At 45.8% G+C, this 12516-nt stretch carries 8 protein-coding genes; 7 read left to right on the top strand and 1 reads right to left on the bottom strand.

The window, feature by feature from the left end; genetic code table 11:
* The first annotated feature begins 109 nt into the window (after nt 1-109).
* The 4 genes from ACUC6J_RS16905 (at nt 110) to ACUC6J_RS16890 (ending at nt 3524) form a co-directional block, all read left to right on the top strand.
* Entirely contained in the window at nt 110-514 is a 405-nt protein-coding gene (locus ACUC6J_RS16905; protein WP_447249135.1) for a VOC family protein, read from the top strand.
* Between the two features lie 106 nt (nt 515-620).
* Nucleotides 621-1151: a GNAT family N-acetyltransferase gene (locus tag ACUC6J_RS16900; RefSeq protein WP_240753026.1), complete on the top strand. Its 531-nt coding sequence runs from the start codon at nt 621-623 to the stop codon at nt 1149-1151.
* Between the two features lie 199 nt (nt 1152-1350).
* The gene (aspA, locus tag ACUC6J_RS16895) at nt 1351-2760 is read left to right on the top strand and encodes an aspartate ammonia-lyase (protein WP_016821686.1); all 1410 of its coding nucleotides are present in this window, start codon (nt 1351-1353) and stop codon (nt 2758-2760) included.
* A gap of 167 nt (nt 2761-2927) precedes the next feature.
* Nucleotides 2928-3524 carry a restriction endonuclease gene (locus tag ACUC6J_RS16890; protein WP_031461861.1) on the top strand — a complete coding sequence of 199 codons (597 nt, stop codon included), beginning with the start codon at nt 2928-2930 and terminating at the stop codon, nt 3522-3524.
* 89 nt (nt 3525-3613) lie between these two features.
* Here the strand turns inward: ACUC6J_RS16890 and ACUC6J_RS16885 are convergent, their stop codons facing one another.
* Nucleotides 3614-6790: a bifunctional cytochrome P450/NADPH--P450 reductase gene (locus ACUC6J_RS16885; protein WP_447249134.1), complete on the bottom strand. Its 3177-nt coding sequence runs from the start codon at nt 6788-6790 to the stop codon at nt 3614-3616.
* Between the two features lie 290 nt (nt 6791-7080).
* On the opposite strand from ACUC6J_RS16885, the gene ACUC6J_RS16880 reads away from it, so the two are divergent.
* From ACUC6J_RS16880 to ACUC6J_RS16870, 3 genes are all read left to right on the top strand, one after another.
* The gene (locus tag ACUC6J_RS16880) at nt 7081-8085 is read left to right on the top strand and encodes a BMP family lipoprotein (RefSeq protein ID WP_447249133.1); all 1005 of its coding nucleotides are present in this window, start codon (nt 7081-7083) and stop codon (nt 8083-8085) included.
* Nucleotides 8086-8112: 27 nt separating this feature from the next.
* Nucleotides 8113-9786, top strand: coding sequence for a methyl-accepting chemotaxis protein (locus ACUC6J_RS16875; protein WP_447249132.1), 1674 nt, complete (start codon nt 8113-8115; stop codon nt 9784-9786).
* Between the two features lie 197 nt (nt 9787-9983).
* Nucleotides 9984-12425, top strand: a complete 2442-nt coding sequence (locus ACUC6J_RS16870; protein ID WP_447249131.1) for an AraC family transcriptional regulator — start codon at nt 9984-9986, stop codon at nt 12423-12425.
* The last annotated feature ends 91 nt before the right edge of the window (nt 12426-12516 follow it).

Below are 12516 nucleotides of genomic sequence, written 5' to 3'. Positions count from 1 at the left end.
TAACGATCACAGAACTAGGTAAATGTCAGATTGATTGACTTTGTAAGATAGTTAAGTTATCTTTTGTGGAGAAGTAGTATGATAAAGTAGAATGAAGAGGTGAAATGTCGTGGGAGTAACAGCTAAACAAATTTTTGTGAATTTACCAGTTAAAAACCTGCAACACTCCATTGATTTTTTCACTTCCATCGGATTTGAATTCAATGCTCAGTTCACGGATGAACATGCAACCTGCATGGTTGTTAGTGAACATATTTTTGTCATGCTGTTGGTTGAAGAACGTTTTAAAGCGTTCACTTCAAAGGGAATTTCAGATGCCACGAAAAGCACAGAAGCGATTGTTGCCCTATCGGTGGAGAGCCGAGAAAAGGTGGATGAGATCGTCCACAAAGCTTTGAAAGCAGGCGGAAAACCCTCAAATGAGCCTCAAGATCATGGTTTTATGTATGGCTGGAGTTTTCAGGATTTGGATGGTCATCTATGGGAGTTCTTTTATATGGCAGAGCAGTCATAGAAGTAAGGGTGATTAAGCAAACGAAGTATCATGGAAAGTAATCTATCCTAAAAAGATAGTTTACTTTCTTTCTTGCATGTGATTGAACTCATCAGGAGGAATTACAATGTCTAACGAAGTGAGAATATACTCTGTTCAAGTGCTCAGCGAAGTATTGTCAGATTCACTAAGCCGACTGTTGATCGACGTGGTTGCTGATGGTGCATCTATAGGTTTCTTACCGCCACTGGGCTATCAGGAGTCAGCAGCTTATTGGAACAGTGTGCTTGAGGACGATGTAGTTCTGTGGATTGCCGAGAGAGACGGAATACCTGTTGGGACGGTTCAGCTTCAGTTGGCTCAAAAAGCGAACGCTACACATCGGGCAGAAATTGCAAAGCTTATGGTGCATCCGTCCGGACGTAGGCTTGGGATCGCACGACAGTTAATGAAGGCAGCCGAAGAAGAGGCAGTGCGTCATAACAGAACCCTACTGGTGCTGGATACGCGGGTGGGAGATCCTTCTAATAGATTATATGAGTCGATCGGGTTTGTGGAAGCTGGTGTTATTCCGAACTACGCTCAATCAGCCGATGGTCAGCTGCACGCCACTCGATATTATTATAAGCCATTAAACCCGTATTCCAGTCATAGCTGAGCATTTGCCGAATAACCGTGGTATTTGCGGGTAATCATAAATTGTCATAGGATTACATAACTTTTTTCCGCGTTTATTCGACTGGTAAAGCACGGGAATCGGAACGTATAATGAAGAGGAAATCAGAAAAGGTTTTTTTATGTCATTTGACTGTACTGAATTGAAGAACGTAGCAAACACAGCGGAGGAATCAAAGAATATGAGGCTGGAGCATGATTTTTTAGGAACCAAGGAAGTGCCGTCAGATGCTTATTACGGTGTACAAACTCTAAGAGCAAAAGAAAATTTTCCAATTACAGGCCAACGATTGCATCCTGAGTTGATTAAAGCCATGGCGATCGTAAAAAAGGGAGCAGCGACGGTAAACATGGAACTAACCCGTTTACATCGCCCCAAAGCAGAGGCCATTATTCAGGCTGCTGACGAGATTATTCAAGGACAGTTGCATGATCATTTTATCGTCGATCCGATTCAGGGCGGCGCAGGCACGTCCATTAATATGAATACAAATGAAGTGATTGCAAACAGGGCGCTGGAGCTGATCGGTAAGCAGCGAGGAGACTATCAGGAGATCAGTCCTAATAATCACGTTAATATGGCGCAATCGACGAACGATGCTTTTCCTACGGCTGTACATTTGGCTGTATTAAGTATGATTGATAAGCTGTTAGTCACCATGAGTGAGCTTCAGGAAGCTTTTTCCCGCAAGGCCACTGAGTTTGATAGTGTGATCAAAATGGGTAGAACCCACTTGCAGGATGCAGTGCCGATCCGATTAGGGCAGGAGTTTCAGGCTTATGCTCGTGTGCTGGGCCGTGATATCGGACGTGTTCGTGCAACCAAAGATCACCTGCTAACCATTAATATGGGTGCAACTGCAGTGGGTACCGGCCTGAATGCAGACCGTCGTTATATTCAGCGTGTCGCTGAGGTACTGGCTGAGGTTAGTGGCTTTCCTGTGGAAGCAGACGAAAACCTCGTAGATGCCACACAAAATACGGATGCCTATACCGAAGTGTCCGCTGCCTTGAAAATTTGTATGATGAATATGTCCAAGGTGGCCAATGACATCCGTTTGATGGCTTCTGGACCACGCGCTGGTCTGGGAGAACTGAGTCTGCCTGCTCGTCAACCAGGATCATCCATTATGCCGGGCAAGGTAAATCCAGTGATGTGTGAAGTCATTAATCAAATTGCCTTTCAGGTCATTGGTAATGATCATACAATCTGCTTGGCTTCGGAGGCAGGCCAACTGGAGCTGAACGTGATGGAGCCTGTACTTGTCTACAATTTACTGCAATCGCTGGAAATTATGAAGCAGGGCTTCCACGTTTTCCGTGTTCATTGTGTGGAAGGAATTGAAGCAAATGTGGAGCGGTGCCGTGAATATGTGGAGAACAGTGTAGGTATTATTACAGCGCTCAATCCGCACCTCGGTTATGAGGTCGTATCACGCATTGCCCGCGAAGCAATTACGACTGGCAAATCGGTACGTGAGCTGTGTCTGCTATATAATGTACTGACTGAGGAAGAATTGGACATTATATTGGACCCGTACCAAATGACTCAGCCTGGTATTGCCGGAGAATCTTTGCTGAATCGTGAATAATATTGCGGAGTTTAGAATGTAGGCAACTTTGAGATAAAATGAAGGCAGCCCCGTCGAATTCGGCGGGGTTGCTTTTGTGTAAAACCGTGTCAGTGTGATAGGTGGTAACGGTAACCCTACTAAGGAATATACCGCTTGCATGCCTGCTGTAGAAAAGGGGAAGAGGAATGCTGCTGGAGCAATTATCGGCATATAAGGAATTAGGAATAGGACTTATTGTATTACTATTACTGCTTGTGCTCATCATCAGGGGAATGATACGTGGTCGTCGGAATCGGATTTTACGTGATCTGGACCCGCGTAAAATCGGAATTCAGGATATAGATCGTATGGAGGATGGCTCGGAATTTGAGCTTTATTTGCAGCGGCTATTATCCGCACTTGGCTATAAGGACATTTATAAAACAACCAGCAGCCGGGATTTTGGAGCAGATCTGGTATTTACAGACCGTGAAGGCGCCAGAGTCGTAATTCAGGCCAAGCGTTATGCTGTACAACATCCGGTCGGCTTGGGAGCTGTACAGGAAATTTACACTTCCATGCGTTATTATGCGGCCGATAAGTCTGTTGTCATCACCTCCGGACGTTACACGGAATCCTGTAAAACACTTGCTGCTGTCAACGGGGTTAAATTATTGGACCGCAATGATTTGGTGGATATGATTGACCTGTTCAAAGCCAAACGTCGTGAAGAGGTCATGGAACTTATAGAAAGTAAAACAGACGTAGTTGCCTCTAAATGGTGGAACAAAAGCAAATCATAAAAGGGACTGAACTACTAGCCGACGAGATCGATGCCTGGTAGTCAGTCCCTCATATTTTTAACATGATCTATCTTTATATACCGCTATCATTAGATGCCTGTCCAGACATCCTTGGCATAGCGTTTATCCTGTTGGAGCTGCTCCAACCATTGCTGCGCTTCTTCTTTACTTGTATGGTGTACATCCGCATAGGCCGCACAGAGCGTGTCTTCAACGTCGGGGGCCATCCGGCTACCGTCGCCGCATACATACAGATGCGCTCCTTCATCAAGCAAGTGAATCAGAGTGTCTGCATCTTCATTCATGACATGCTGTACATACCTTTTGGGTTGACCAGGCAGACGTGAAAAGGCTGTATGAACCGTAACGATTCCTTCCTGCTCCCAGGCCTCCAGCTCTTGCTTGTATAGATAATCGAGCTTTGGATCACGGCAGCCATAGTATAGATGCGCCTCGCCGAGCTGTTCTCCTCTCTCCTTAAGCACATGGCGTGTTTGGAGAAATCCGCGGAATGGAGCAATACCAGTCCCTGGACCGACCATGATCACAGGCACGGTCGGGTCTTCCGGCAAACGGAAGCCAGACTGAGGCTTTCGCACAAAAATGACAACCGGATCATCTGGTTGGAGCTGTGCCAAATAATTGGAGGCGATACCGAGATATTCGCCCTTTCCGCTACGGGCTGGTCCACGCACGACGCTCACGGTTATACTCGCTGAATTCTCCGACTCAAGCGGAGAACTGGAGATGGAGTAGTATCTAGGCTTGAGTGGTGGTAACAGCGAGATGAAGTTTTCAAATGGCAGCTCGCAGGCTGGATACTTCTCCAGAATATCCAGCATCGTGACGCGCTTCTTTCGTATCTCTTGATCGAAAGTAGTATCCTCGAGCAAAGCTTCGATTTCTTTCTTATGCGGTGGACACACTGTAAAGGATGTCAGTTGCCTTAGCTGGGCTCTGGTTGCTGATTCTTGCAGTTCCACACTGAGAGTGAGCAAATCTCCTACGCTGACAGGCCGATCCAAGGGGAGATGCGCCGCATCCCGGTCACTGCCTTTTAATACGATGTAGTCCTGATCCTGTAACTTAAAGCGTTGCATCACCCTATTAACCAGCGAAGCAGGATTACGCGGCAAAACACCAAGATGATCACCCCCGCGATAGGACAATCCGATTGGTAATTGGATCTCCAGATGTCGTGTACTGCGTTCACTTTCAGCAGCGTGCAGTTCACGATTCGCGGTAACAATGGCAGTAGCTGCCTCATAGTTGGCCGCCAGCGGAGCGCTTAGTACGTCGCTTACAAACTCTATGCTCAGACTGCTGGTGTCCTGAGGTTCTGTATCACTGTGCTCTATCCCGAAAGCATTCAGCAATTCCGGCCATAAGCCGTGGTTCCAGACTTCCCAATTCTTCTCGAAATCACCACTGGCGTCGCCCTCACCCCGATCATACAGTCGCTCTGCCCCTTTGGCAGCCATCAGTTCATCAATCATCCTTGGAATGCGCTGATACGTGCTGGCCCAATTCCGGTCACCGCAACCAAAGACAGCATACCTTATGCCTGCCAATTGTCCCTCGTCTACCTGCTTCAACCATTCTACGAAGGCATCTGCATTATCTGGCGGATGCCCGTTATAAGATGCAGTCGTAATAAGTACCACGCCTTCTTTAGGCAAATGGTCCACACGATCATTTAGAGTTGCAATGCTACTGTTGAAACCCCAATTCCGGCCTAAATCGGCTAGTTCACCTGCAAGTCCCTCAGCTGTACCCAGATTCGAGCCGTACAAAGATAGCAAAGATGTATCATGCTTTTCGGCATGGGGGGCTGCAACTTTTTGTTCCTCTTTTTCATGAAGTTCTTGAGCGGCACCTGGCAGCATGACGGTAGTCTGTGTGCTGCGCGGACGTACTTGAATGGTGAAGCCCTCAGGCTTGAGTGTGAGCGTTTCTTTGACTTTCAACTCATAATGAGTATGGTCAATCAGCTCAAAATGTTTCAGTACCATACCCAGCACAAGGGTGGCCTCCTGTAAGGCAAACTGTTGTCCGATACAGGCCCGTTGACCGTTGCCAAACGGTTTGTAGGCATCTTGCGGAATGGCGGATGGGTCCTCAAAGCGTTCGGGTCTAAATTCCTCAATATCTTCACCCCAAGCCTCGGTATCACGGTGAAGTTTGGGAATAAGTACATTGACACTGTCGCCTTTTTTTAGCGGATAGGTTCCGTCGAGCAGCGTATCTTCTTTGGCGAAGAGAGAAAAGGCGGGAGCTGTTGGCCATAGCCGCAGGGCTTCATTCAGTATCATCCTTATGTACTTGAGTTCACGCACCTGAGTATAGGAAGGCAGCGAATCGGTGAGCACACGATCTACTTCTTCATAGGCTTTGGTTAGTGTTCGTGGATTTTTAAGCAAATAGTAAATGGCAAAGGATAAAAGTCCACTGGTCGTTTCATGACCGGCGATGAGAAAGGTGATGATCTGATAGCGGATATTTTCATCATCCAGCGTTTCACCTGTTTCCGGGTCCTTGCCTTCCAGCATACGTGCCAGTAAATCCTCTTCACCTTGGTTGCCCGTGGTTTTGCGTTCTTGAATAATGCTGTCCACCAGAGAGAACATCGTTTCGATGTCGTGTTTAAACTGTTTTTTCTTCGATAACATCAGCTTGTTTTGCAAATTGAGACGTTGCAACTGACCCATTGCTTCATCCAGTGCGCGTGTCATACTGGTCACGAACGGATGGGGCTGGTCGCGGTAAAAGCTGTTAAAACGATAATTAAAGCCGCATAACCCGATAGTATCCAAAGTCAGGCGGGTCATATCCTCCGGTACCTCTACACTTTCATCTGGATTGAGCCGAGACCATTTCTGCACCAGCTGAACAGCAAGATCAAGCATCATATTGTGGTAACCCTTCATGGCCCGCTGACTGAAGCTTGGCAGCAATATTTGATGGGCCTTGCGCCAGTTCGGCTCCTCAGTCCAGCTTGTGAATAGCCCATCTCCGGCAAAAGCTCGTACTTTTTGTAAGGGAGCCCACACCTGTTTGTCGAAACGGGATTCATCACAAGCATCTGCGACCAGCTTATGACCGGAAATATAAATGTTCGTTCCTTCAGGCAGATCCATGCGAAAGATGGGACCGTACTCATTGGCAAGCTTAACCAGCGACTGGACAGGGGCATGGGTATCGATCAAGGGCAGATTTCCTAAGGGACCATATGTTTTAGGCTGCGGAATTGAATTTGTTGAAGTCATTCTAAATGTAGCTCCTTTCAGTTTCAACATAGAGTGATGGTTGAAGGGGGTTTCCTACGTTTACCATAAAAATTACACTTTATTCTTTCCAGATAAACGAAATAAATAATTTTAGACAGTTCGTACAATAAAAGCAGTACGAAAAGAGACGCTTATTACATGTAGAAAAAGATGAACCCATTGTCATTATCCATTTACAATGAATTTACAGAAAAATTTATGAACAAATTCACCTCTATAACCGATATAAAGATGTTGGGGATTTGCATTTTATGTTGAGGTGATATGTCATGAAGAAACGAGCTGTATTATTAACTTTTAGGTGGATTCCCATTGTCACGATCTTTGCATTATTGCTAAGTGCATGTGGGCAATCAGGCGTACAAACCAAGACCGAACCCATTAAGGTGGGAATCGTGCTGTCAGATATTGGTCTGGGTGATCAATCTTACAGCGATGCGGCTTTTCGAGGTTTGGTCAAGGCACGGGATGAGGGGAACATTGTTTTTGAATACCGGGAAATAACTGAGACCAAGACGTATGAGGCTGCTTTTAATCAGCTTGTTCAAGAAAAAGCGGATTTAATCATTGGATTGGGTTACATGGTGAAGGACAGTTTGGAGGCTGTTGCCAAAAAGAATCCGGACCGTAAGTTTTTAATCGTGGATGAAACATCGGAATTGCCGAATGTGGCCTCCATTACCTTCAAAGCAGAAGAGGGCAGTTTTATGGCCGGGGTTGTTGCCGGTTTGACGAGTCGTACGGAACAGGTGGGTTTTCTCGGAGGTGCGGAATCTCCTCTGTTGAAAAAGTTTGAAATTGGGTATCGTGCAGGGGTGCAATCAGTCAAGCCTAATGCCAAAGTTACGGCAACGTATGCAGGAGATTTTGGCAAACCGGAGCTGGGTACGAAAATTGCGGATGACATGATCAATCAGGACCAGATTGATGTCATTTTTGCAGCAGCAGGGCTAACCGGTGTAGGTGCGCTACAGGAAGCGCAGAAGCAGCACAAATTCGCCATCGGGGTCGATAGCGACCAGTTTTTTATTGCAGAAAAAGCGGTGGTGACCTCAATGATTAAAAACGTAGACAGTGCAATTTATACAGTAGTCAAAGGCTTTGCAGACCATCAAAGAAAATTTACGGAGAAGGATATGGTGTTTGGACTTGCGGAAGAAGGTATAGGTTTGGCGCCTATTCGTGTCGTGACACTGAATCCGGATCAGCAAAAGGTAATGGATGATTTAATGGAAAAAATCAAATCCGGCACACTTACTGTACCCACCCAATAAATTTTCGCAAACGGAGGATGAATGCTGATGAAACTGCAAGGTAAACTGGTGCTTAACGCGATGATTTCCCTGATCGCTTGCCTGGCTTTAGTAGCTTATATCATTTTTGAATTGTTACGTATTAACGCTCAAAGCAGTAATCTTGTTCCAGCTATGTTGAATGTACAGCAGCTTAATGCCTATTTGATTCAGTCGGGGCAGGCACTGCAAAATTATTCTACTTCCATGACGGAGAGCAACAAAGCCGATGTGCAAAATCAGCTAACTCAGTCTGAAAAAACGATTACTTTGCTTTCACAGGGCATGATGCAGACCGAAGCACAGCAAAAGCGACTGGATTCGATTAAAATAAAATTCAGCCAATTGAAAGTAGCAACGGAAAAAGCGATGAGTGCTCAGAACAGCCCAGAATCCAAACGAGAGGCCATGCGTGCCCAGGGGATTCAGAACGATGTATTTATGCTGGATCTGCTGACCAAGGCGCGTTACGACCAATACACAGAAGACCTGACCAAAAGTATTCGTTTTACTTGGCAATTAGCCTTGGCAGGTGCAGTTCTACTTCTGGTGGCGGTTGGGCTATATAATACATATACCTCCAGGCAGCTTGCCCTTAGAACCCGCAAGTTAACGGATGCAGCGAAGCAAATTGCCGGGGGGAATTTAACTGTTCAACTTCCTCAAACAAAGGGCCGAGACGAGCTGGACGAGCTCAATGAATCTTTCCGTGTTATGATCGGGAACTTGCGCAGCATTGTACTTTCCATTGATCAGGCGGGTAATCGTGTCGATCTGATGGCTCGGGATATTGATCAGCACAATGAGGCCATGAAGGAAATTGTGACACAAGTCAGCACATCAACAGAGGAACTTGCGATAGGAAGTCAGAAAATTGCTGAGGACCTGTCATCGACAGTTAGCGTGGTGGATGATATGCAGCAGAAGTTTGAATCTAATTTGCTGGAGACTACGCAATCAACCACGTATAGTGAGGATGCTTTGCGTGTCATAGAGCAGGGTGCGCGTGTCATGAGTGATCAAATGCGAATTGTTGCAGAGAACCGTTCGGCAATGTCTGAAGTGGAACAAACCGTTAGAGAGCTGGAATCTAATGCAGCTGAGATCACAACTATGACCGGTTATGTATCTGAAATTGCCAGCCAAACGTCGCTGTTGTCCTTGAATGCCTCGATTGAGGCTGCACGTGCGGGTGAAGCGGGAAAAGGCTTTGCTGTTGTTGCCAATGAAGTGAAAAAGCTGGCGAGTCAATCTGAATCTGCTGTAAAGAAAATTTATACCGCTGTTGAGAGGATCACGCAGGCTATGGATAAGGTGAAGACTTCTGTGGCGCAAAGTCAGGAGTTGTTCCGCGAGCAGGAGAAGGCAACCTCCTCCACCGGAGAATCGTTTAGAGAGATTAGTGGCAAAGTGCAGCAAATTGCCGGCCAAGTCAGCAAATTATCCATAGACATGAATGTATCACGAGAACTGAGTGTACAGGTGCAGCAAGCTATTGAGAATATTAGCGCAATCACTCAGCAGTCCGCCGCAGGCAGTGAAGAGATTACGGCTTCCACGGTGGAGCAGAAGCGTTCCTTCGAGGAATCGGCTGAGAAGGTAAAGGAGCTTCGCCAGATTCGCGAGGAGATGCAGCGGGAACTGAATCGTTTTCAGGTGGAAAAGACGAGCCAAACACTGTAATACGAATATCTATGCTGCTGAACAATGGATGCAAGCAGCACGTAAGAAGAAGTTCTACCTTGTACAGGGAGACTTCTTCTTTTTTATTATTAATGATATGGCTCCTGTTAAGTTTGATTTGTAAAGGCAGGAAATTCCACTTCATGTGTCAAATAGATGTAAAGGTAATATGTCATCTAATATTGAGTAAGAGGAAGATGGACAACGTAGTCCGGAAGGATGAAGTTACAGGAATGTTGCGACTTAAGCTTCGATTGATACTGAAAAATAAGCAGACAAGACTGATTCTGCTGCTCACGCTGTGCGTGTCGCTCGTGATCAGCGTGATCGGCTTGCTATCGTATTCAAGATACCGTGAAGGTTTGGATACCGAGCTGAATACACCTAATATAGAATTGTTGCAAATCAATCTGGATGTGACTAATCGGGCTTTTCGTGAGTCGGATAACAAGGCACTGGATGCGGCTTATTATCCGGATGTAGAGTCTTTTATACGTATTTATGCGGATGGAAAATCGGTATCCAACAAAGCCTCCGTTATCGAACGACTTCAGAAATATTTGAAAACCCTTTCTTCACACGAAGAAATTTATTCGATTGAAGTCATTTCTTTGGATAATCATGCTCTCGTGTCCAGCAATTATGGTTATTTGCCCGATTGGAATCAAGCACCGGATACAACCTGGGTTCCCTGGATTCAGGACATTCAAAAAAAGCCGCTATTGATTAAGCGGAGATGGTATGGTACTGATCAACAGCATGGCACGATAGAGCTGCTCTCGCTGGCTAGACCTATAGTAGAGAATGGACAGGTCAGGGGTGTGGTGTTAATCAATCTGGATTACGACCGTTTTTTCTCCAAACTGTATATTCATTTATCCAACTCGCAATACGTCTATGATCTGGAGGGCGAGCTGATCTATCCCAAACTGAGATCGTCCATACCCTTAAATGATATGGGCAGGGTTTTGAAAGAGTTGGATGTGAATCCTTATGCTTATGTAGAAATTGGAGATATGGAATATATGGCGAACCAGACCTTCTCCGATGTCACAGGCTGGCGTCTAGTCTCCCTCGTACCGATGGACAAGCTACTGAAAAATGTAAAACTGGCGCGCAATATGATGTTGTGGCTGGCCTTGATCTCTATCCTGGCTGGGTGCTCGGCGGTGTACTATTACAGTTATGCCGCTTTTCGCCCTATGAAAAAAATTAATAGTCTCTTGAATTCAGGCAACAAGGGAACGCGTCAGGGAGGATTGTATGATCTGGAACCCGTGATTAGCAAGTTGGTTGGAGAATTTCACCGCAAATCATTGGTGGTAGAGCGAAGCTTGCCGGAGCTGCGTTCCAAATATATAGAAGATGTCTTCCAGCGTAGAATGGGTGTACAGGAAATGCGTACGAAATGGGAACAGTATTTTTCCGATTGGGACCATAATTCTTTGGTTGTTATGATCGTGTCGATTGATCGGTATTCTACGTGGAGCGCAAGCTTTCCGGAAGAGGACAAAATGCTACTTAAATATGCGCTGAACAATATTTTGCTGGAGATGCTTGAGCCTCATTGGAAAGCAGTTAGCGCGCCGGAGGAAGAGAGTGGTTTGGTTGTACTGCTGCAGTTCAGAGAAAGCACATATGAAGTTGAAGCGGAGGGAGCTGCTAAAGAGAGAGCATGGCTTCGCAACAGCGTTGACAGGCTAATTCAGGTTGTTGGGGAATATCTTCCTATGACGATTTCGGTAGGGATTGGGCATAGGGTCACAGATATTCAAGAGGCACGGGCGTCTTTTATAAAAGGAAAAGAGGCGCTTAATTTGCGTTTGTATGAGGGGTATGGACGTTCACATATGAATTTGAGCAGCAACATAAATGTGAAACAGGATTGCATAGTGGATATGCAGCCACAGGATCAGTCTCAAGATGCAAGATTATTGGACCATCGGCGTGTGGATCTGATTCGTGCTGTGGAGTCACAGGAACCTGGTGCAAGTGCAAAGCTAGTCAGCCAGTGGGTAGAAGAACTTCGACTCTTTAGGACATCTCCAAACCAGGTCTACCTATTTGTTCATGAACTACTGGAAGATTTGTTAAAATGGTGTACCACTCAAAGCGTGACTCCGCCAGATCAGCTCGCTGATTATCATTGGAATCAGATTCTGACGCTAGACCTTCAAGACATTGAGGCGCTGCTGGCCATCATGTTGACTGATATTGAAGAGAAATGGCATGGACGCCAACAGTCCAAAGATTTTGTACGTGTACAAGAGATGATCGACTATATGGAACATCACTTGCATTTGAACATCGGGCTTCAGGAAATTGCGGATCATGTTCACATGAGCGTGTCTTCGGTGAGTAGTATGTTCAAAGAGGAAACGGGGACTACCGTATATGATTATTTGACTGGATTACGTGTCAAAAAGGCATGCATATTGCTGTGTGAAACGCATTTGAAAATTGGTGAAATTGCAGAGCAGGTCGGGTACCGAAACGAGAACAGTTTTATTCGTGTATTCCGCAAGTATAAGCAAGTGACCCCAGGGAAATTCAGACAAATCAACAAATCTTCTAATGAATATGCAAATCGGTCAAAAGATCGGCGCTTTGGTGAAATAGAAGATAAACACGAAGATTAGACGATAGATGTGGGCCTCCACGTTGCGGTACATTGACTTCATGTAAGCGCGAACAAATGACCGAAAACGTTGGAGGTGACGGCGGGCGTAA

Source organism: Paenibacillus sp. JJ1683 (assembly GCF_053006485.1).
This window is presented reverse-complemented; position numbering and strand designations above follow the sequence as displayed.